This is a genomic window from Pseudonocardia sp. 2-7 (assembly GCF_056341085.1).
On record NZ_CP094507.1, the window covers coordinates 2158450 to 2179751 of the forward strand.

19 protein-coding genes are annotated in these 21302 nt (G+C 74.7%); 11 read left to right on the forward strand and 8 right to left on the reverse strand.

Features of this window, described 5'->3' with window-relative positions; all coding sequences use genetic code 11:
• Position 1 precedes the first annotated feature (1 nt).
• Together glgX and MTO91_RS10675 are read right to left on the reverse strand one after the other, a co-directional pair.
• Positions 2-2170 (reverse strand): glycogen debranching protein GlgX, encoded by a 2169-nt coding sequence (gene glgX / locus MTO91_RS10670; RefSeq protein ID WP_476654410.1) that lies wholly within the window; start codon positions 2168-2170, stop codon positions 2-4.
• Between the two features lie 170 nt (positions 2171-2340).
• Positions 2341-2808, reverse strand: coding sequence for a PPOX class F420-dependent oxidoreductase (locus MTO91_RS10675; RefSeq protein ID WP_405417869.1), 468 nt, complete (start codon positions 2806-2808; stop codon positions 2341-2343).
• Between the two features lie 79 nt (positions 2809-2887).
• Here MTO91_RS10675 and MTO91_RS10680 point away from each other — a divergent pair, with 79 nt between their 5' ends.
• The 4 genes from MTO91_RS10680 (at position 2888) to MTO91_RS10695 (ending at position 7055) form a co-directional block, all read left to right on the forward strand.
• A complete protein-coding gene (locus MTO91_RS10680) occupies positions 2888-3313 on the forward strand; it encodes an HIT family protein (protein WP_062402348.1) in 426 nt (141 codons plus the stop codon).
• A gap of 4 nt (positions 3314-3317) precedes the next feature.
• Complete coding sequence (locus MTO91_RS10685; RefSeq protein ID WP_476654411.1) at positions 3318-3914, forward strand: histidine phosphatase family protein; 597 nt, start codon at positions 3318-3320, stop codon at positions 3912-3914.
• 293 nt (positions 3915-4207) lie between these two features.
• On the forward strand, positions 4208-5536 hold the full coding sequence (locus tag MTO91_RS10690; protein ID WP_476654412.1) for an MFS transporter: 1329 nt from the start codon (positions 4208-4210) through the stop codon (positions 5534-5536).
• A gap of 199 nt (positions 5537-5735) precedes the next feature.
• The gene (locus tag MTO91_RS10695; RefSeq protein ID WP_405417862.1) at positions 5736-7055 is read left to right on the forward strand and encodes a GGDEF domain-containing protein; all 1320 of its coding nucleotides are present in this window, start codon (positions 5736-5738) and stop codon (positions 7053-7055) included.
• A 165-nt stretch (positions 7056-7220) separates the two neighbouring features.
• Here MTO91_RS10695 and MTO91_RS10700 read toward each other — a convergent pair whose 3' ends face one another.
• Positions 7221-8600 (reverse strand): GGDEF domain-containing protein, encoded by a 1380-nt coding sequence (locus MTO91_RS10700; protein ID WP_476654413.1) that lies wholly within the window; start codon positions 8598-8600, stop codon positions 7221-7223.
• 669 nt (positions 8601-9269) lie between these two features.
• Here MTO91_RS10700 and dxs point away from each other — a divergent pair.
• From dxs to MTO91_RS10715, 3 genes are read left to right on the forward strand one after another with little or no spacing between them, the layout of a single operon-like run.
• Positions 9270-11210, forward strand: coding sequence for a 1-deoxy-D-xylulose-5-phosphate synthase (gene dxs, locus MTO91_RS10705; protein ID WP_208820160.1), 1941 nt, complete (start codon positions 9270-9272; stop codon positions 11208-11210).
• Entirely contained in the window at positions 11210-11887 is a 678-nt protein-coding gene (locus MTO91_RS10710) for a response regulator transcription factor (protein ID WP_062404606.1), read from the forward strand. The genes dxs and MTO91_RS10710 overlap by 1 nt, the downstream gene beginning before the upstream one ends.
• A gap of 4 nt (positions 11888-11891) precedes the next feature.
• On the forward strand, positions 11892-13058 hold the full coding sequence (locus tag MTO91_RS10715; protein WP_476654414.1) for a HAMP domain-containing sensor histidine kinase: 1167 nt from the start codon (positions 11892-11894) through the stop codon (positions 13056-13058).
• A 61-nt stretch (positions 13059-13119) separates the two neighbouring features.
• Here MTO91_RS10715 and MTO91_RS10720 read toward each other — a convergent pair whose 3' ends face one another.
• From MTO91_RS10720 to MTO91_RS10730, 3 genes are all read right to left on the reverse strand, one after another.
• The gene (locus MTO91_RS10720; RefSeq protein WP_476654848.1) at positions 13120-14301 is read right to left on the reverse strand and encodes an HRDC domain-containing protein; all 1182 of its coding nucleotides are present in this window, start codon (positions 14299-14301) and stop codon (positions 13120-13122) included.
• Between the two features lie 86 nt (positions 14302-14387).
• Positions 14388-14948 carry a LuxR C-terminal-related transcriptional regulator gene (locus MTO91_RS10725; RefSeq protein WP_029239699.1) on the reverse strand — a complete coding sequence of 187 codons (561 nt, stop codon included), beginning with the start codon at positions 14946-14948 and terminating at the stop codon, positions 14388-14390.
• Between the two features lie 418 nt (positions 14949-15366).
• Positions 15367-15987, reverse strand: coding sequence for a DUF3000 domain-containing protein (locus MTO91_RS10730; RefSeq protein ID WP_179760319.1), 621 nt, complete (start codon positions 15985-15987; stop codon positions 15367-15369).
• A gap of 95 nt (positions 15988-16082) precedes the next feature.
• Between MTO91_RS10730 and hemE the strand changes: the two genes are divergently transcribed.
• Genes hemE through hemQ form a run of 3 tightly spaced genes read left to right on the forward strand, consistent with a single transcriptional unit; the run spans position 16083 to position 19426 of the window.
• Entirely contained in the window at positions 16083-17177 is a 1095-nt protein-coding gene (hemE, locus tag MTO91_RS10735) for a uroporphyrinogen decarboxylase (protein ID WP_251786105.1), read from the forward strand.
• Positions 17174-18697, forward strand: a complete 1524-nt coding sequence (gene hemG / locus MTO91_RS10740; RefSeq protein WP_476654415.1) for a protoporphyrinogen oxidase — start codon at positions 17174-17176, stop codon at positions 18695-18697. The genes hemE and hemG overlap by 4 nt, the downstream gene beginning before the upstream one ends.
• A gap of 33 nt (positions 18698-18730) precedes the next feature.
• The gene (gene hemQ / locus MTO91_RS10745) at positions 18731-19426 is read left to right on the forward strand and encodes a hydrogen peroxide-dependent heme synthase (protein WP_208820168.1); all 696 of its coding nucleotides are present in this window, start codon (positions 18731-18733) and stop codon (positions 19424-19426) included.
• 31 nt (positions 19427-19457) lie between these two features.
• Here hemQ and msrB read toward each other — a convergent pair whose 3' ends face one another.
• Together msrB and MTO91_RS10755 are read right to left on the reverse strand one after the other, a co-directional pair.
• A complete protein-coding gene (gene msrB / locus MTO91_RS10750) occupies positions 19458-19910 on the reverse strand; it encodes a peptide-methionine (R)-S-oxide reductase MsrB (protein ID WP_083474690.1) in 453 nt (150 codons plus the stop codon).
• Positions 19911-19952: 42 nt separating this feature from the next.
• A complete protein-coding gene (locus tag MTO91_RS10755) occupies positions 19953-20234 on the reverse strand; it encodes a hypothetical protein (protein ID WP_062402379.1) in 282 nt (93 codons plus the stop codon).
• Positions 20235-20268: 34 nt separating this feature from the next.
• Between MTO91_RS10755 and ligD the strand changes: the two genes are divergently transcribed.
• Positions 20269-21297 (forward strand): non-homologous end-joining DNA ligase, encoded by a 1029-nt coding sequence (ligD, locus tag MTO91_RS10760; protein ID WP_405417848.1) that lies wholly within the window; start codon positions 20269-20271, stop codon positions 21295-21297.
• The last annotated feature ends 5 nt before the right edge of the window (positions 21298-21302 follow it).

Genomic DNA, 21302 nt, shown 5'->3' on the forward strand with positions numbered 1-21302 from the left:
CTCAGCCCTTCGATCGCAGGACGAGCAGGGAACGGGCGGGCAGGGTCAGCACCGAGCCCGCGGACACCGGGTCGAGGTCGGTCCCGGTGACGCCGGCGGCGTTCGGCGGGTGCACCTCGCCCGAGTGGGTGTCGACGACGACCTCCCACGCCTGCCCGAACTCGACGGGCGGCAGCGTGGTGTCGATGTCCTCCCAGAAGGAGTTGAAGCACAGCAGGAACGAGTCGTCGACGATCCGCTGGCCGCGCTGGTCGACGTCGGCGATCTGGCTGCCGTTGAGGAACACGACCACCGAGCGGCCCAGGTCGTTGTCCCAGTCCTCCTCGGTCATCTCCCGCCCGGCCGGGGTGAACCAGCCGATGTCGGCGACGTCCTCGCTGGTGGACGACCGGCCGATCGGACGGCCCGCGAAGAACCGGCGCCGGCGGAACACCGGGTGCGCGTGCCGCAGCGCGGCGACGCCCGCGGTGAAGGTGGTCAGCTCGTCGTGCTTGCCCGCGAGCTCCCAGTCCTGCCAGGCGATCTCGTTGTCCTGGCAGTAGACGTTGTTGTTGCCGCCCTGGGTCCGCCCGGCCTCGTCGCCGTGCAGCAGCATCGGGGTGCCCTGGGAGAGCAGCAGCGTCGCCAGGAAGTTGCGCTGCTGCCGGGCCCGCAGCTCGACCACGGTCTCGTCGTCGGTGGGACCCTCGACGCCGCAGTTCCAGGACCGGTTGTGGCTCTCGCCGTCGTTGCCGTCCTCGCCGTTGGCCTCGTTGTGCTTCTCGTTGTAGGACACGAGGTCGGCCAGGGTGAACCCGTCGTGCGCGGTCACGAAGTTGATCGAGGCGTAGGGACGGCGGCCGTCGCCCTGGTAGAGGTCCGAGCTGCCGGTGATCCGGGACGCGAACTCACCGAGCGTGCCGGCCTCGCCGCGCCAGAAGTCGCGCACCGTGTCGCGGTACTTGCCGTTCCACTCGGTCCAGAGCGGCGGGAAGTTGCCGACCTGGTAGCCGCCGGGCCCGACGTCCCACGGCTCGGCGATCAGCTTGACCTGCGAGATCACCGGGTCCTGCTGGACGAGGTCGAAGAAGGTCGAGAGCCGGTCGACGTCGTAGAACTCGCGGGCCAGGGTCGAGGCCAGGTCGAAGCGGAAGCCGTCGACGTGCATCTCGGTCACCCAGTACCGCAGCGAGTCCATGATCAGCTGCAGGGTGTGCGGGTTGCGGACGTTGAGCGAGTTCCCGGTGCCGGTGTAGTCCATGTAGTAGCGCGCGTCGTCGTCGACCAGCCGGTAGTAGGCGTGGTTGTCGATGCCGCGCATGGACAGCGTCGGACCCATGTCCGAACCCTCGGCGGTGTGGTTGTAGACCACGTCGAGGATGACCTCGATGCCCGCGTCGTGCAGGTCGCGCACCATCGCCTTGAACTCCGCGACCTGCGACCCGGACCGGACCGAGCCCGCCGAGTAGGCGTGGTGCGGGGCCAGGAAGCCGATCGTGTTGTAGCCCCAGTAGTTCGACAGGCCCTTCTCGGTGAGGTGGTGGTCCTGCACGAACTCGTGCACCGGCATGAGCTCGACGGCGGTGATCCCGAGCCGCTTGTAGTGCTCGATCATCGCCGGGTGCGCGACACCGGAGTAGGTGCCCCGCAGGTCCTCCTCGACGTCCGGGTGCCGGATCGTCAGGCCCTTGACGTGCGCCTCGTAGACGACGGTCTCGTTGTAGGGGATCTTCGGCGGGCGGTCCGAGCCCCAGTCGAAGTAGGGGTTGACCACGACCGACTTCGGTACGTGCGGCGCCGAGTCGGTGTCGTTGCGCGAGTCCGGGTCGCCGAAGTTGTAGCCGAACACGGCCTCGTCCCAGTCGACCGGGCCGTCGAGGGCCTTGGCGTAGGGGTCGATGACCAGCTTGTTCGGGTTGCAGCGCAGACCCTGGGCGGGGTCGTAGGGGCCGTGCACCCGGTAGCCGTAGCGCTGGCCGGGCTCGACGCCGGGCAGGTAGCCGTGCCAGACGAAGCCGTCGACCTCGGTCAGCGCCACCCGGGTCTCGGCGAGCCCGCCGGGGGCTCCCGGGGCGGGTTCGAACAGGCACAGCTCCACGCCCTCGGCGACCTCGGAGAACAGGGCGAAGTTGGTGCCGGTGCCGTCGTAGCTGGCACCCAACGGATAGGCGTGCCCGGGCCAGGCCTGCATGGTCTGCGTCCTCTCGTCGCGCGCCCCGGCCGCAGACCGGGGGCACGCTCACACTGTGTCGGGCGGGCACCGTTGCCGCATGGTGGGCGGGGCCGTCAGCGGTCCACGCCACATCACCCCCGAGTCCCGCAGCAGCTGCGGACGGGGGCGGTCGATCGTCCCAGGAACGGTCAGGAGTCGGCGAGCCGGGCGGGGAAGCCGCCGGTGGCGACCGGGCTCCACCGGGCCGGGGTGATGCGGATCAGGGCCTTCCCCTGGTCGGACATGGCGCGGCGGTACTCGTCCCAGTCCGGGTGCTCGCCGGAGACGGCACGGAAGTAGTCGACCAGCGGCTCGAGCGCGTCCGGCAGCGTGATGAGCTCGGCGTCGCCCTCGACCTGCACCCAGGCGCCGTCGAACTCCTCGCTCAGCACGACGACCGCGGCCCGGCCGGCCTTCGCGACGTTGGCCGACTTGGCGCGCTCGGGGTAGGTGGCGATCACGATGCGTCCGTCGTCGTCGACGCCGCCGGTGACCGGGGAGGCCTGCACACCGCCGTCGGAACGGGTGGTCATCAGCACCATGTGGTGCCGGGGACGGATGAACTCGAGCAGCTCGTCCCGGTCGACGCGGTCGTTGCGGGCGATGGTGCGGGGCATGCCCGAAATCCTAGGGCGGCCGGGGGCCCCGCGCCCGCCGTTCCTCACCCCGCGCCGCGGGCCACTAGGGTCCGGCTCCGTGGCCACCGTCTTCACGAAGATCATCAACGGCGAGATCCCGGGCCGGTTCGTCTGGGCCGACGAGCAGTGCGTCGGGTTCCTGTCGATCAACCCGCTCGGCCCGGGGCACACGCTCGTCGTACCGCGGGCGGAGATCGACCAGTGGGTCGACGCCGACGCCGGGCTCGTCGCCCACCTCACCGAGGTGTCGCGGACAGTCGGGCTCGCGGTGCGCGAGATCTGGTCGCCGCCCCGGGTCGGTCTGCTGGTCGCCGGGTTCGAGGTGCCCCATCTGCACGTCCACGTGTTCCCGGCCTGGGACATGCGGGCCTTCGACTTCGCGAACGCGGCCGCCACCGTCGACGGCGCCGAGCAGGACGGGCACGCCGAGGCCCTGCGCACGGCGCTGCGGGCCGCCGGGCACGACGCGCACGTCCCGGGCTGAGCGGGTGCACCTGCTGCTCGTCCGGCACGCGCTGCCCGAGGCCGTCGAGCACGACGACGGCACCCACGCCGACCCGGGCCTCGCGCCGCAGGGCCGGGACCAGGCCGCCCGGCTGGTCGACGCGCTGGCCGGCACCCCGGTCGACGCGCTGCACACCAGCACGATGCTCCGCGCGGTCCAGACCGCCGAGCCGCTCGCGCGCGAGCGCGGTCTCACCCCGCACACCCGCTCCGACCTGCGCGAGTACGACGCCGAACGCTCGCTCTACGTGCCGGTCGCCCGGATGGCGCAGGCCGACCCGGCGGCGTGGGAGCGGATGCGGGCCGGGCACCTGCCCGAGCACGTCGACGGCGCCGCGTTCCGGGCCCGGGTGTGCGCCGGGATCGAGGAGGTCGTCGCGGCCCACCCGGGACGGGCGACGGTGGTCGTCGTCGCGCACGCGGGCGTGGTCAACGCCTATCTCGCCGAGGTGCTGGGTATCGGCCGGGACCTGCCGTTCCCGCTGGACTACGTCGGGATCTCGCGGGTGGTGTGCGCCCGTGACGGGATGCGCAAGGTCCGGACGGTGAACGAGACGACGCACGTCGCGGACCTGCTCTGATCCCGGTGCGGACCGTTGTGCGACGGTCACGTCGACCGCTTGCCGTCGACCGTTTGCCGTCGAGGACGGCCCACGTCAGGGACCTGTGACGCCGCTCATACGCCGTTCGCCGCCGTCGTTGCGCCGCCCGGCTTCACGCGGATCATGGGGGGCGACGACCGGGCGGGGGGGTACCTAGGCTCGACGGGAACTCCTGCCCGCCGCCGACGCCGAGGTGGTAGGCCCCGTGCCGAGGTCGGGTGCCGGGTCCGCAGCGGGCCACCCACGCCGGACTCCGAAGGGACCCCACGCCGATGGTCGAGCGCGGCGGCTCCGGGACGCGAGGCGACGAGCCTCGCGACCCCGATCCCGCCGCCGGCGTCCGCGGCCCCTTCTCCGTCCCGGACTTCCGCGCGCTGTGGACCGCGGAGGTCCTGTCGGTCGCCGGCGACCAGGTCGCGCGGGTCGCGCTGACCGTCCTGGTGCTGAGCGAGACCGGCTCGGTCGCGTGGTCGGCGGGGGTCTACGCGCTGACCTTCCTGCCCGCCCTGCTCGGCGGGCTGCTGCTCGGCCACCTCGCCGACCGGTGGCCGCGTCGCCGGCTGCTGATCGGGACCGACCTGGTCCGGGCCGGTCTCGTCGTCGCCATGGCCGTGCCCGGTCCCGGGCTGCCGGTCCTGGGGCCGCTGCTGGTGCTGGTCGTCCTGCTGGGCGGCCCGCACACCGCGGCCCGCTCGGCCCTGCTGCCCGACCTGCTGTCCGGCGACCTGCTCGCCCGCGGTCTGGCACTGCGCCAGGTCTCGGTGCAGGTGGCGCAGGTGGCGGGCTTCGCGGGGGGCGGTCTGCTCGTCGCGACGCTGACCCCGCGCGGCGCGCTGCTGGTCGACGCCGCGACGTTCGTCGGCTCGGCGGTGCTCCTCGCCCTCGGTGTCCGGTCCCGGCACGCGGCGGTCGCGGCCGGACCGTCGGCGGCGACGGCCGCGGCGCTCGCGGCGGCGCCGGGGCCCGGGTCGGCGATGCGGTGGGCGGCCCGGTACGGCGCCTGGTGGCGGACGGCGCTGGCCGGCCTGCCGATCGTGTTCGGCCACCCCCGGCGGCGCTCGCTGGCCCTGATGGCCTGGATGCTCGGCATCTTCGTGCTGCCCGAGGCGCTGGCGGCGGCCTACGCCGTCGCGATCGGGGCGGGCCCGGCGGCGACCGGGCTGCTGATGGCGGCCGACCCGGCGGGCAGCGCGGTCGGGGCCCTCGTCGTCGCCTACGTGCTGCCGGCCCGGCTGCGCGAGCGCGGCCTGGTACCGCTGGCCGTCGGGGCGGCGCTGCCGCTCGCCCTGACGCCGCTGGCGGCGGGCCTGTGGCAGGCGGTCGCACTCTGGGCGGTCTCGGGAGCCTGCGCCACGGCCTGCCTGATCGCGGCCCAGTCGGGCTTCGCGCGGGCCACGCCGAGCGCGGTCCGCGGGAGCGCCGTGGGCGTCGCCGCGTCGGGTCTCGTGGCGACCCAGGGGGTCGCGGTCCTCGCCGGCGGGGTACTGGCCGAGTGGACCGCTCCGGCGACGGCGCTCGGTGTGTTCGGTGCGGTGGGGATCGTGCTCGCCCTCGGTGCGTTCCGGATGCTCCGGTCGGCCGGTCCGGGGGCGGTCGCATGACCCCGGCACGCGTCGTTCCCGGTGATCACCAGCCTCGGTTGCGCACGACGTCACCTCCTGTCGTCCGGTATGGCGTCACCGCCGCCAGCTCCGTCACTCATTGTGACGAACCGACGACCATTGTACCCATTCGGGTGATATCGACGGTGTCGCATGAACGCGATGGGCTGATCGGTCCCGTCCTTTCGGGTAGGTGTCCGTGACCGGGATCCGGGGTGGTGACCCCGAACGGCCCCGCTGGCCCTTCCGCGGCCTGCCGGCGCGGGTGCTCGCCGTGCTGGTGCTCGTCGAGCTCACCGCCGTGGTGCTCGTCGTGGCCGACCTGGCCCGGCTGCCGTGGGACCGCGACACCGGCCTGCTGGCGCTGGGTGCACTCGGTCTGGCGGCGCTCGGCGCGGTGCACACCGAGCTGGCGACCGGCATCGAGCGGGTGCGCCGGCGGGTCGCACACGTCTCCTACTTCGACCTGTCGACGGTCTGGACCTTCGCGGCCGCGCTGCTGCTGCCGCCGGGGGTGGCGGGCCTGGTGGTCGTGGCCGTCTACGGCCACCTGTGGTGGCGGGTCTGGCGTCCCGCCGGGGCGCAGTTGTACCGGCACGCCTACACCACCGCGACCGTCGTGCTGGCCGCGATGGCCGCCTCGGTCCTCGTCCCGTCCGAGTCGCTCACCGCGGCCGCGGGGGTCGGTGGCGGGAGCCGGGTGGTCGGCTACCTGTCGCTCCTGCTGGCCATGGCGGTCTACGGACTGGTCAACCAGCTGCTCGTCGCGACCGCGCTGGCGCTGTCCTCGCCGTATCGCCCCGACTGGCGACGTCTGGTGGGGGACTGGGACGACCACGTGCTGGAGGGCGCGACGCTGTGTCTGGCGGTGCTGGCCGCGCTCGCCGTGCAGCGCCAGGTGCTGCTCGTGCTGCTGGTCCTCCCGCCGCTGCTGGTGCTGCACCGGGCGGTGCTGATCCGGCAGCTGGAGGAGCGGGCGAACACCGACGCCAAGACCAACCTGCTGACCGCCGTCGCGTGGCGGGGCCGGGCGCACCGGGCGCTCGCCCGGGCGCGACGCCAGCGCGGTGCGGTCGCGGTGCTGATCCTCGACCTGGACCACTTCAAGGCCGTCAACGACGGCTACGGCCACCTCGCCGGCGACGAGGTGCTCTCCGCCGTCGCCGGGACGCTGAAGGCCCAGGTCCGCGAGGTCGACCCGGTCGGGCGCTTCGGCGGGGAGGAGTTCGTCGTCCTGCTGGCCGGGCTGCCGGTGGGGCCGGAGGGGCGCGAGCTCGCCCACAACGCGGCCGAGCGCATCCGGCGGACCGTCCGCTCGCTGGCCGTGGACGTCGACGGCCCGGGCGGCGGCATCACCATCTGCGACCTGTCGGTGTCGGTCGGGGTCGCGGTGACCGGCGGCGACGGCGAGTCCCTCGACGAGCTGCTGCAGGTCGCCGACCACGCCCTCTACGCGGCCAAGCGGGCCGGGCGCGACCAGGTCCGGACCGGGCGCGACGGGAGCGTCCCCGGCCGCTGACCCCCGGGCGACCGGGGCCGCCGCACCGGGGCCCCGGGCCGGCGTGGGCGACGGGGGATGGGTCGCCGGGCACGACGGGCTCCGGGCCGCCGGGCCACAGGGGACACCGAGCCGTTGCGGCTGATCGGCTCCGTCCCGGAGGGAACGGGCGTCGGCGCGGGAACGTCAGGCGTGTTCGGGTTCGGCCGGGAAGGTGTGGCGCCCGATCCGCACGGCGTCGCGCCCGGCCCGCTTGGCCGCGTAGAGCGCGGAGTCGGCGACCTCGAGCAGGCCGGTCAGGGCGTGGCCGTCGTCGGGGAACAGCGCCCCGCCGATCGAGACGGTGATCCCGGCGCCGGCCCGGGGCGACGGACGGCCGTCGCTCCGGGCGGCGCCCGGGGACGGTGCGGGCAGCCGCTGGGCCGGGACCCCGTCCGGCGGTGCCACCGGGCCGGAGCCGCCCGCGATCCGCCTGCGCAGCCGCTCGGCGATCTGCCGGACCTCCTCGCGCCCGTCGTTGCCGGAGAGCCGGGGGAGCAGCACGACGAACTCCTCCCCGCCGAACCGGCCGACGAGGTCGTGGTCGCGCAGCTCCTCGCGCAGCATCTGGGCGGTGGCGGCGAGGACCTGGTCGCCGTAGAGGTGGCCGTGCGTGTCGTTGATCTCCTTGAAGTGGTCCAGGTCGAGGATCAGCAGCGCCGCGGGCCGCCGTTCGCGTTCGGCGAGGGTCAGCTCGTGGGTCCCGCGCAGGTGCCAGGCCGCGTGGTTGAGCAGCCCGGTCTTGGCGTCGGTGTCGGCCCGTTCGCGCAGCTGGCGGACCAGGATCGTGCGGTGCAGGGCCAGGATGGGCGGCACCGCGAGCAGCGCGACGAACGGCCCGCTCGCGGCCAGCGCCCCCGCCGTCAGCGCCCCCAGGCAGAGGGTCGCCAGCTCCAGGGTGAGCTCGTCGCCGCCGAACAGGATGCGCACCACCCGGGTGTCCGGGCTGGCCACCGCGACCACGCCGAGGACCAGGCAGGTGTTGACGACGGTGTAGGTCAGCAGCGCGAGCAGCAGCGCGAGGGTGCCGGGCAGGCTGCCGTAGAGCTCGCCGGGCCGGGTCGCGGCGAGCACCCCGGCCGCCGCGTGCACGGACAGGATGACCGTCGCGGTGCTGTAGACCTCGCGGTAGACCGGCCTGCGGTCCGGGGGCGGCACCGGCCGCAGGACCCGGACGTAGAGGTGGGTGTAGACCACCACCACCGCGAATGCGCCCAGTACCGGTGGCAGCAGCAGGGCCGAGGCGAAGGTCCAGACCGAGGTCAGGTTCACGTGGTGGGTCTCGGCGGTGTAGCGCCGGATGCGTTCGACGCCGGCCACGACCTCGGTGTGCAGGATCCCGGCCACGGTCAGCGTGGCGAGCAGCACCAGTGTCGCGTGGTCGAGCCGGGGCGGGTTCAGCAGCCCGGCGAGCACCAGGCAGACCGCCAGCAGTTCCACGGCGAGGACCGGGCCGAGCAGCCGCCCCGGGATGGACCAGATCGGCCAGCGGGTGACCTGGTGCAGCCGGACCGGTTCCGGGGCCATACGTCCCTCCCTCGCCGGCGTCGTCCCACCCGATCCTGCCCGTCCGCGGCAGCGACCGGCGTGCCGCCCCTCCGTGATCCTAACCGCACCCGTCGCCGTCTGTGATCGATACGGCTTCGTGATCGTGTCGTAGCTGCTCGGACGAGTGGTGTGATCACGCTGAGTGCCGGCCGCACGGCCGGACCGGTGATTGTTGATATCGCAATGGTGCTCCCTGGTTTGTTCGCGGGTCGACGGCGGGTCACCCTTTTCGGCGGCGGCACCGGTGAATGCGTGAGAGACCATGTCGGTATGCCGGTAATTGCTGTCCCGTGATGTCACGACGGCGCCACGACGTGGGAGATGTCGATCAGGAAAGGGGTGTCCGATGCGCAACTGGGGTTGGTGAACGCGTCCGCGGTAAGGGCCGCGGCCATTGTGTCGATCAACTGTGGGTCCGAGTGCGAAAGGAGATCGACAATGCGTAACTGGGGTTGGTGAGAACAGTGGACGTACCGCGTCGCAGCACGGGACGCGGCGGGCACCGTCCGGGTGACGGTCGACGCCCGCCGCGCCCGGCAGCGCCATCGGGTCGCCTCGGCTACCGGTCCGTAGAGTGGGACCACGAGTCGATGCCGGTCCTCCGTGGTGGAGGACGCCCGAACGGGGCCGGCGGCGAGGAGGCAGTACGTGACGACGAACCGGGGACTCTCGGCGATCCGGCGCCCGGCCGATCTGCGAGGGCTCGGGCCCGACGAGCTGACCTCGCTCGCGGCCGAGATCCGTGGGTTCCTGATCAAGGCGGTGTCCCGCACCGGGGGCCACCTGGGGCCCAACCTGGGTGTGGTGGAGCTGAGCATCGCCCTGCACCGGGTCTTCGAGTCCCCGCAGGACACCCTGATCTGGGACACCGGGCACCAGGCGTACGTGCACAAGCTGCTGACCGGCCGTCAGGAGGGCTGGGACCGGCTGAAGAAGACCGGCGGGCTGTCGGGCTACCCGAGCCGCGCCGAGTCCGAGCACGACCACGTCGAGTCCAGCCACGCGTCGTCGTCGCTGTCCTGGGCCGACGGGATCGCCCGCGCGCACGCCCTGACCGGGGTCGACCGGCACGTCGTCGCCGTGATCGGCGACGGGGCGCTGACCGGTGGCATGGCCTGGGAGGCGCTCAACAACATCGCGGCCGGCGAGGACCGCAACGTCGTGGTCGTCGTGAACGACAACGGCCGCTCCTACTCGCCGACCATCGGCGGGCTGGCCGACCGGCTCGCGTCGCTGCGGCTGCAGCCCGGCTACGAGCGGGTGCTCGAGGCCGGCAAGCGCACCGTCCGCGGCACCCCCGTGGTCGGGCCCGCGCTCTACGCCGGCCTGCACGCGTTCAAGGCCGGGGTGAAGGACGCGCTCTCCCCGCAGGAGCTGTTCTCCGACCTGGGGCTCAAGTACTTCGGCCCGGTCGACGGCCACGACATCGGCCAGCTCGAGTCGGCGCTGCGCCGGGCGAAGCGCTTCGGCGGGCCGGTCATCGTGCACACGGTCACCCGCAAGGGCAACGGCTACCCGCCCGCGGAGAACGACGAGGCCGAGCAGATGCACAGCCCGGCCGCGTTCGACCCGGAGACCGGTCTGCCCACCGGCACCCCGGTCACCGGCTGGACCGACGTGTTCGCCGAGGAGATGGTGGCGCTGGGGTCGCGGCGCACCGACGTCGTCGCCATCACCGCGGCGATGCTCGGCCCGACCGGCCTGGCGCCGTTCGCGGCCGCCCACCCGGACCGCATCGTCGACGTCGGGATCGCCGAGCAGCACGCGCTGACCACCGCCGCCGGGCTGGCCCGGGCCGGGCGGCACCCCGTCGTCGCGCTGTACTCGACGTTCCTCAACCGCGGTTTCGACCAGCTGCTGATGGACGTGGGCCTGCACCGCGAGCGCGTCACGCTGGTGCTGGACCGCTCCGGGGTCACCGGCAGCGACGGCCCGTCGCACAACGGGATGTGGGACCTGTCGCTGCTGGGCATCGTGCCCGGCATGCGGGTCGCGGCCCCCCGTGACGAGGAGACCCTGCGCGAGGAGTTCCGGGAGGCCACCGCGGTCACCGACGGCCCGACCGCCCTGCGCTACCCCAAGGGCTCGGTGATCGGCTCGGTGCCCGCGCTGCGCCGCCTCGACGGCCCGGCCGGGGTCGACGTGCTGCACGAGCCGTCCGACGGGCGCTCCCAGGTCCTGCTGGTCTGCGTCGGGGCGTTCGCGAAGGCCGGCGTCGCCGTCGCGCAGCGGCTCGCCGACCAGGGCGTCGACGTGACCGTCGTCGACCCGCGGTGGGTGCTGCCGGTCCCGCGGGAGCTGCTCACGCTGGCCGCCGACCACCAGCTCGTGGTCACCGTCTCCGACTGCGGCACGCACGGCGGGTTCGGCTCCGCGCTGTCCGACGCGCTGCGCGCCGCCGAGCTCGACGTGCGCCAGCGCGACCTCGCGCTGCCCCAGGAGTACCTGGAACACGGCAGCCGCGACGACGTGCTCGCCGCGACCGGGCTGACCGAGCAGGACATGGCCCGCCGGATCACCGAGTGGGCGGCCGCGGCGGTCCCCTCGACCCCCGAGGACGCCGTTCCCGGGCGGGAGCGCACCCGCTGATGCGCGTCATCGTCGTCGAGGACGAGCCGGCGATGGCCGACGCCGTCGTGCGCGGCCTGCGCCGGGACGGGATGGCCGTCGACGTGGCCTACGACGGCGACGAGGGCTCGGAGAAGCTGTCGGTGACCCGCTACGACGTCGCCGTCCTCGACCGGGACCTGCCCGGCCGCAGCGGCGACGACCTGTGCGACGAGCTCGTCGCCGCGGGCGGCCTGACCCGGGTGCTGATGCTCACCGCGTCGGGCACCCCGGCCGACAAGGTCGAGGGCCTGTCCCGTGGCGCCGACGACTACCTGGCCAAGCCGTTCGACTTCCCCGAGCTGGTCGCCCGGGTCCGGGCGCTCGGCCGCCGGGCGACCCCGGCGGTGCCGCCCACGCTGCGGGCAGGCGACGTCGTGCTGGACCCGGCCCGGCGCACCGTGCTGCGCTCCGGGCGGCCGGTCGAGCTGACCCGCAAGGAGTTCGGCGTGCTGGAGGTCCTGCTCGCCGCGGGCGGGGCCGTGGTGTCGTCGGAGGAGCTGCTCGAACGCGTCTGGGACGAGAACGCCGACCCGTTCACCACCACGGTGCGGGTCACCGTCATGACCCTGCGCAAGAAGCTCGGTGCGCCGGGTCCGATCGACACCGTCGTCGGTGCCGGGTACCGGGTGCCCGCCGACGGGACCCCCACGGCGTGACGGCGTGGGCGCCCTCCGGCCGCGGCTGACGCTGCTCGCGACGGCGCTCGTCGCCGCGGTCGCCGCGCTGCTGCTCTGGCTCGGCTGGATGCTGGTCGGCGCGGTGGTCGCGGGCACCCCGGCGCTGCCCGGGACGGTGTTCGTCGGCGGGGTCGCCGTGCCCGCCGAGACCGCCCGCGACGCGGTCGCCGCCGCGGCCCGCGCCGAGGTGCTGCGGGCCGGGCTGATCGCGTTCCCGCTGGTCGTCGCGGCCGGGGCGGTCACGTCCTGGGTGCTGGTCGGGCGGGTGCTGTACCCGCTGCGCCGGGTCGTCGAGACCACCTCGCGGCTCTCGGCGAGCTCGCTCGACGAGCGGGTCGCGCTCGCCGGTGCCCGTGGCGAGGTCGCCGAGCTGGCCGCCGCCGTCGACGCGATGCTCGACCGGCTGCAGGCCGCGTTCGACGCGCAGTCCCGGTTCGTCGCCAACGCCGGGCACGAGCTGCGCACCCCGCTCGCGGTGCTGCGCACCGAGATCGACGTGACGCTCCAGGACCCCGACGCCGACGCCGAGGAGCTGCGCCGGATGGCCGGGGTCGTCCGGGAGGCGGGCCGCCGCTGCGACGAGCTGGTCAGCGGGCTGCTGCTGCTCGCCCGCACCGAGGCCGGGGGAGCGATGCCGGGCTCCGACCGGGTGCCGGTGGACCTGGCCGGGCTCGTCGCCGCGGAGCTCGCGGCCGTGACCGGGGACGTCGCCGTCCGCGGCTTGGTCGTGCGCACCGACCCCCGGCCGGCGACGACCCGGGGGAACGAGCCGCTGCTGCGCCGGATGGTGGCGAACCTGCTGGAGAACGCGGTGCGGCACAACCGCGACGGCGGCTGGATCGAGGTCGGCTGCGGGACCGGAACGCCCGGGCCGGGGGTCGTGCTGCGGGTCGCGTCGTCCGGGCCGGAGCTGGCCCCGGACAGGGTGGCCGAGCTGTTCGAGCCGTTCCGGCGGGGCCCGGTGGCCCGCACCGCCCACACCCGCGGCTCCGGCCTGGGGCTGTCGATCGTGCGGTCGGTGGCCACCGCGCACGGCGGGGCCGTCCACGCCGAGGCGGTGCCCGGTGGCGGACTGGAGGTGCACGTCGCGCTGCCCGACGACAGCACGGCCCCGGAGCCCTCGGGCGGGGCCCCGGTCCTCGCCCGCTGACCGGACGCCGACCCGGTCCGGGTGCCTCACCCGGGACGCGGGCCGGGGCGGCTCGGGCGGCTCAGCGGGCGCGGGTGGCCAGGGCCGGTTCGAGCAGCGGGGCGAGCAGCTCGACCTGCCACCGACGGGCGCCGCCGGCGGCCAGGGCGGCCGGCAGGTCGCCGTCGGTGGGCGGGGTCCAGCAGACCCGGCGCAGCAGGTCGGGCTGCAACAGGTTCTCCACCGGCACGTCGTGCTGCTCGGACACCGTGGTCAGTGCCGCGCGGGCGGCGGCGAGCCGGGCCGCGGCGTCGGGGTCGCGGTCGGCCCAGCGCGACACCGGCGGCGGGCCGTCGGTGGTGGCGGCGCCGCGCGGCAGCTCGGCCTCGGGGAGGTCGGCGGCCCGGCGCAGCGCGTCGAACCAGTACCGGGCCAGCCTGCGCTGGGAGCGACCGCGGAACACCGGCAGCTCGGCCAGTGCCTGCGGGGAGTCGGGGTTGCGCACCGCGGCGTCGACGATCGCGGCGTCGGGCAGGACCCGGCCGGGGGCGATGTCGCGCTCGGCGGCGAGGGAGTCACGCGCCTGCCACAGCTCCCGGACCGCGGCGAGCGGGCGGGGGCGGCGGACCTTGTGGATGCCGGAGGTGCGCCGCCAGGGCTCCGCGCGCGGCGGGGACGGCGGGGCGGTGCGGACCGCCTCGAACTCTTGGCGGGCCCAGTCGAGCTTGCCCTGCTCGTCGAGCATCCGGGTCAGGACGGTGCGCAGGTCGACGAGCACCTCGACGTCGAGTGCGGCGTAGACCAGCCAGTCCTCGGGGAGCGGGCGACGCGACCAGTCGGCGGCGCCGTGCCCCTTCTCCAGGCCGAGGCCGAGCAGGTTCTCCACCATCGGGCCGAGCCCGACCCGGGGCAGCCCGGCCAGCCGGCCGGCGAGCTCGGTGTCGAACAGCGACGCCGGGCGCAGGTCCAGCTCGGCCAGGCACGGGAGGTCCTGGGAGGCCGCGTGGAGCACCCACTCCGGGCCGTCGAGGGCCTCGGCGAGCGGGCCCAGCTCGCCGCGCAGCGGGATCGGGTCCACCAGCGCGGACCCGGCCCCGGCACGCCGCAGCTGCACCAGGTAGGCGCGCTGGGAGTACCGGAAGCCGGAGGCACGCTCCGCGTCGACGGCGACCGGGCCGCTGCCGCCGGCGATCGCCGCGGCCACGCGGGCGAGGTCGTCGGCGGTCGCGGTGACCGGGGGGAGGCCGTCGGCGGGACGGAGCAGCGGTACCGGATCGGGTGAACCGTCCGGAGTCGCCGAGACCGGCGGCCGGGTCGTGTCCGTACCGCCGGCGGCGCCGGTCCCGGGAGTCAGCGAATGACCCCCGCGCGCATGGCGAGCGCGACCATCTGGGCGCGGTCGCCGGTGCCGAGCTTGCGGCCGATCCGGGAGAGGTGGCTCTTCACCGTGAGGGCGGAGAGGTTCAGGGCCTCACCGATCTCCTTGTTGGACTGGCCGTCCGCGACGAGCTGCAGCACCTCGACCTCGCGGGCCGAGAGCTCCCGCGGGGTGTTGTCGGTGCCCGGCACGCGGGACCCGGTGGCGAGCAGCGGGGCGACCGTCGGGTCGGCGTAGACGCCGCCGTCGAGGACCCGCTTGACGCCGTCGGTCACGACCGAGGGCGACGCCGACTTCAGCAGGTAGGCCTGCGCGCCGGCCTGGAACGCCGAGCGGACCGCGTACGGGTCGTCGGAGGAGGCGAGCACGACCAGCCGGTTCCAGCCGAGCGAGCGGAGCTCGCTGACCAGGTCCAGCCCGCTGCCGTCCGGCAGGGTCAGGTCGAGGATCGCGAGGTCGCAGGGACCCGCGGCGTGGGCGCGAGCCCGCGCCTCGGTGACCGAGGCGGCCTCGTGCACGGTGCCCGCTCCCATGGAGCGCAGCCGTCCGGCGATCGCCTCGCGGAGCAGCGGGTGGTCGTCCACGACGAGAACCGTGAACAGCTCCTCCCGCGGCTGCGGGACGATCCCCGGCGAGAGCACTGCTCCACCGATCGGAGCGCCACCTGGGGTGGTGCTGCCGGAGCTCTGCGCCGGCACTTGCTGGCCAAGTACAGCCACGTCGTCAACCTTCCTGGAGTCGGTCGTACGCCCCCGACCAACACCGGAACCCGAGGGACGGAGAGTGGCGCTCGGCCGCCCGGGCGGGTGCCATGGAAGAGATGGTATCCCTCCATGCGGCCTAACGTCTGGTGTGCATTCGTCTTTCCGGCCTGGAAAGTTACATGCATGTGGGCGCGGTCCCACCCCTCCGGGTGAAAGATTTCCGACGCGTGCCGTTGACCTGCGACGTTCAGCCGGGTGATCGGCTCAACGGCACTGCGCCGACCGGCGGCAGACCCGCAGCGGTCGACACCAGGGACGCGAACGCGACGGCGTGTCGGGACAGATCGCCGTCGCTCTCCGTGGGCGACCAGGAGGCGCGCAGCTCGACGTCGTCCTCCCGCGGCGGCCCCTCGCCGGGGCCGCCACCGCCGCCGCTGAGCCCGCCGAAGCGGACCGACGAGGTCTGGGTGACGGTCCCGCCGAGCGCGGTGAACCCGGCGCCGGCGTGCTCGAGCGCGTCGGTCAGCCAGGACCAGCCGATCCGCGGCAGCATGTCGTCGCCGAGCTGGCCGGGCTCCAGCCGGGCCTGCACGAAGCAGACCAGCCGGAAGGTGCCCTCCCAGCGTTCCTGGCCGTCGGGGTCGTGGAGCAGGATCAACCGGCCGGAGGTGTCCGGCTCGTCGAGGTCGTCGGTCCCGTCGCCGCGGTGCCCGATGTCGGCCTCGACGCTGGTCGCCCAGCTGTACGGCGCGAGCCGGGGCGGGGCCTCGAGCGGCCGCACCACGAGCTCGGGGCGCGGTCGGACCGACGCGAGCGAGCGGACCGCGCTGCGGAACGCTGCTGGTGGTGGTGAGTTCGGGTCCGGCACGGCGTCGGACTCTAGGGTGCGATACCCGTCGTACCTGGCAGGCGCGCCGGGGCGCCCGAGCACCGGCCCGGTCCGCGTGGGATCATCCGGAGGTCATGACTGCAGGCATCGTCTCCGCGCCCCCCGCCCGCCGCGACCTCGCGGGAGCACCGTTCCTCGACGCAGCGCGCGGTGCGACGCCGTCGCGGTTGCCGGTCTGGTTCATGCGCCAGGCGGGTCGCTCGCTGCCGGAGTACCGGGCCCTGCGCCGGGACAACGCGATGCTCGAGGCGTGTCTCACCCCGGACCTGACCTGCGAGATCACCCTGCAGCCGGTCCGCCGCCACGACATGGACGCGGCCATCCTGTTCTCCGACATCGTGGTGCCGCTGTACCTGGCGGGCATCGGGGTGGACATCGTGCCGGGCACCGGCCCCGTCGTGGACTCACCGGTCCGCACCGCCGCCGACGTCGCGGCACTGCCCGAGCTGGCGCCCGAGCAGGTGGCGCGCGTCACCGAGGCGATCGGCCTGCTGCTGCCCGAGCTGGGCCGCGTCCCGCTGATCGGGTTCGCGGGCGCCCCGTTCACCCTCGCCTCCTACCTCATCGAGGGCGGCCCGAGCCGCAACCACGAGCGGACCAAGTCCCTCATGCGCTCGGCCCCCGACGTGTGGCACGCCCTGCTCGGCAAGCTCGCCGTGCTCACCGGCACGTTCCTGCAGCAGCAGGTCGCCGCCGGGGTGGACGCGGTCCAGCTGTTCGACTCCTGGGCGGGCGCGCTGTCCGAGCGCGACTACCGCGAGTTCGTGCTGCCGCACTCCGCCGCCGTGCTCGGCGCGCTCGCCGGGGCCGGCGTGCCGCGGATCCACTTCGGGGTCGGCACGGCCGAGCTCCTGGGTGCGATGACCGACGCCGGCGCCGACGTGATCGGCGTCGACTGGCGGACCCCGCTCGACGTCGCGGCCCGCCGGGCCGGTGGCGCGGTGCCCGTGCAGGGCAACCTGGACCCGGCGGTGCTGTTCGCCGGTCAGGAGGCCGTCGACGCCGAGGTCGTGCGGATCGCCGCCGAGGGGGCGCGCACCCGCGGGCACGTGTTCAACCTCGGCCACGGTGTCCTGCCCCCCACCGACCCGGACGCGATCACCCGGACCGTCGAGACGGTGCACGCCCAGCCCGTGGCCGGGCCGACGGGCGACCGTCCGTCGCGATGACCCGCGTCGCCGTCGTCGGCGGCGGTGTCTCCGGTCTGGCCTGCGCGCACCGGCTGCGCACGCTGCTCGGCCCGGCCGCCGAGATCGTGGTGCTCGAGCAGCGTGACCGGCTCGGCGGCGTGCTGCGCACGGTCGATCTCGCGGGGGCGCCCTTCGACGTCGGCGCCGAGGCCTTCCTCGCCCGTCGTCCCGAGGTCCCCGCGCTGCTCACCGAGATCGGGCTGGCCGACGCGCTCACCCACCCCACCGCGGCGACGGCGACGATCCGCGCGGGCGGGCGGACCGTCGGCCTGCCCCGCGGCACCCTGATGGGCGTGCCCGGCCGCGACGCCGACCTCGGGGGAGTGCTGTCCGACGCCGGACGGGCCGCGGTCGCCGCCGAGCCGACCACGCCGCTGGACTGGGACCCGGGCACCGACGTCGCGCTCGGGGCGCTGCTGCGCCGCCGGTTCGGCCCCGAGGTCGTCGACCGGATCGCCGACCCGCTCCTGGGCGGTGTCTACGCCGGGCGGGTCGACCGGCTCGGTCTGCGCGCCACCGTCCCGGCGCTGGCCGCCGCGCTCGACGCCGGGGCCGGGTCGCTCACCGAGGCGGCCAGTACCGGGATGGCCGCGTCCGGCCAGCGCAGCGGCACCCTCGCCGCCGGGACACCGGCCGCGGGGGCCGGCGCCACCACACCGCCGGTCGCCGGGAGCCGTGCCGCCGTGGGCACCGGGGCCGGCCCCTCCGCGGTGCCGCAGCCGGTGGCCGTCGGACCGGTCTTCGGCGCCGTGCGCGGCGGCTACCGCGAGGTGATCGCCGCACTCGTCGCCGCGTCCGGGGCCCGGGTGCGCACCGGCGTCACCGTGCGGGAGCTGCACCGCCGCCCCGACGGCTGGCGGCTCGTCCTCGGACCGGTCCCGCAGCCGGAGGCGCTCGACGTCGACGCCGTCGTCCTCGCCGTCCCCGCACCCGCCGCCCGCCGGCTGCTGGAGCCGGTCGCACCGGCCGCGGCCGCCGCGGCCGGGCGGATCGAGCTCGCCTCCTCCGCGGTCGTCGCGCTCGCCTTCCGGGCCGCCGACGTCGCCGGCATGCCCGGCACCTCCGGTTGTCTGGTCGCCGCGGACGAGCCCCTGTCGGTCAAGGGCGTCACCCACGCGTCGACGAAGTGGGCCCACCTCGGTGAGGACGGCCTGGTCCGGCTCCGGGCGTCGATCGGCCGGTTCGGCGAGGAGGCGGGCCTGCAGGTCGACGACGCCGAGCTCGTCGCCCGTGTCCGTGCCGACCTGGCCGTGCTCGACGGCGTCGACGCCGTCCCGGTCGCGTCGTTCGTGCAGCGCTGGGGCGGCGGTCTGCCGCAGTACGGCGTGGGGCACGGCGCGGTCGTCGACGCGCTGGAGTCCGCCGTCGCCGCCGTCGGGGGGCTGGAGGTCGCCGGGTCGATGCTGCACGGGGTCGGCGTCCCCGCCTGTGTCGCGACCGCCCGGGCCGCCGCCGAGCGGCTCGCCCCGGCCCTGCCCGCCGCACGGACCGGTCGCTGAGGGCACCCTCACCGGCCGCGTACCATGCCGGACATGGCCCGCGTGGACGTCAAAGCGATCAACGACACCATCCGCTACACCATGTGGTCGGTCTTCCGGGTCGAGCCCGGCCGCCTCGGCGACGACCGCTCGGCCGCCGCCCGCGAGGCGACCGAGTACCTCGACTCGCTCGCCAACAAGGACGTCGCCGTCCGCGGCGTCTACGACCTCGCCGGTGTGCGGCACGACGCCGACTACATGATCTGGTGGCACGCCTCGGAGATCGAGTCGCTGCAGGCCGCCTACTCCGACCTGCGCCGCACCACCGCGCTCGGCCGGGCGAGCGTGCCGGTCTGGAGCCAGACCGCGCTGCACCGCCCGGCGGAGTTCAACAAGAGCCACGTCCCGGCGTTCATGGCCGGCGAGGACCCGAAGCGCTACGTCTGCGTCTACCCGTTCGTGCGGTCCTACGAGTGGTACCTGCTGCCCGACGCCGAGCGTCGGACGATGCTCGCCGACCACGGCAAGGAGGCCCGGGACTACGCCGACGTGCGCGCCAACACCGTCCCGGCCTTCGCCCTCGGCGACTACGAGTGGATCCTCGCCTTCGAGGCCGACGAGCTGTACCGCATCGTCGACCTCATGCGGCACCTGCGCGGCACCGAGGCCCGCCGCCACGTGCGCGAGGAGATCCCGTTCTACACCGGCCCGCGGGTCGAGGTCGGCGACCTCGTCGCGTCCCTGCCCTGAGCGGCGGGTGGGGACCGCCGCCCGGCGGCCCCTACTCCGCGGCGGGCTCGAGGGTCAGCGACACCGAGTTGATGCAGTAGCGCAGGTCGGTGGGGGTGCCGTAGCCCTCCCCGGCGAACACGTGGCCCAGGTGGCCGTGGCAGGTCGCGCACAGCACCTCGGTGCGCGTCATGCCGAGGCTGGAGTCGGTGCGCTCGATGACGGCCTCACCCGCGAGCGGGGTGAAGAACGACGGCCACCCGCAGTGCGACTCGAACTTGGAGTCGCTGCGGAACAGCTCCGCCCCGCACGCCCGGCAGCGGTAGACGCCGGTGGTGGTCGTGTCGGTGTACTCACCGGTGAACGGGCGCTCGGTCCCGGCCTTGCGGAGCACCTGGTACTCCTCCGGGCTGAGCTGGGCCCGCCACTCGTCGTCGGTCTTCTGCACCGGCGCCGCCGGGAGCTCGGCGTCGGAGGTGGTGGTGTTGCGGCTGAACAGACCCATGCATCCACGGTAACCCGTTGATCGGTCGTGCGCCGCCGGTCGTCAGACCCAGGTGGCGACGACGAACCCGGCCGCGTTCGCGATGACCCAGGCCGCGACGAGCAGCAGCAGCACCGTCACCCCGACGGCGGCGGCGCGCTGCGGCCCCCGGAGCCGGTTCGCCGACTCCGCGAAGTCCCCGACGCCGCGGATGTAGCCCTCCACCGAGCACGACGGCACCCGCTGCATGCGGTCCAGGTGCGCGGCGAACGCCCGCGCCTCCGGGTCGTCCGGGTCGAGGCCCAGCAGGTCGTCGTCGAACCGGGGGGACCGGTCGGAACTCATGGGCACACGATAGACGCCGGGGTAGGTTCGCCGGGTGGCGAGCCGTGAGGTCGTGATGCTGCAGGTGGACGGGCCCGACGGGCCGCGTGAGGTCCGCCTGACCAGCCCGGACAAGGTCGTGTTCGGCGAGCTCGGCATCACCAAGCGCGAGGTGGTCGAGTACTACGTCGCGGTGGGGGAGCCGATGGCCGCCGCGCTGCGCGACCGCCCCACGAACCTGAAGCGGTTCAACTCCGGGGTGGACGGCGAGCCGTTCTTCGTCAAACGCGTCCCGAAGGGCGCGCCGGACTGGGTGCGGACCTGCACGGTGACCTTCCCCAGCGGCCGTACCGCCGAGTCGGTGTCGGTCACCGAGCCCGCGACGATCGTCTGGGCGGCGAACCTCAACACCCTCGACTTCCACCCGTGGCCGGTCCGCTGCCCCGACACCGAGCACCCCGACGAGCTGCGCATCGACCTCGACCCGCAGCCGGGCACCGACTTCGGCGACGCCGTCGTCGTCGCGCAGGCGCTGCGCGAGGTCCTCACCGAGGCCGGGCTGACCGGATGGGCCAAGACCTCCGGCGGGCGGGGCGTGCACGTCGCCTGCCCGATCCGGCCCGAGTGGGACTTCGTGCAGGTCCGGCACGCGGTCATCGCGCTCGCCCGCCGCGTCTGCCGGCGCATCCCGGAGCTCGCCACCGTCGACTGGTGGAAGGAGGAGCGCGGCGAGCGGGTGTTCCTCGACTACAACCAGGCCGCCCGCGACCGCACGATCGCCTCGGCCTGGTCGGTGCGCGGGCTGCCCGCCGCGACCGTCTCCATGCCGGTCACCTGGGACGACCTGCCCGAGGTCGACCCCGCCGGGTTCACCCTGCGCACCGTGCCCGGGCTGCTGGAGCGCCACGGAGACCCGCACGCCGGCGCGGGCGAGGACCGGGGGAGCTGCGCGACCGCGCTGGAGTGGTACGCCGAGGACGAGGCCGAACGGGGGCTGGGGGACCTGCCCTACCCGCCGGAGTACCCCAAGATGCCCGGCGAGCCGCCGCGGGTGCAGCCGAGCCGGGCGCGGAAGCAGGACTGAGCGTC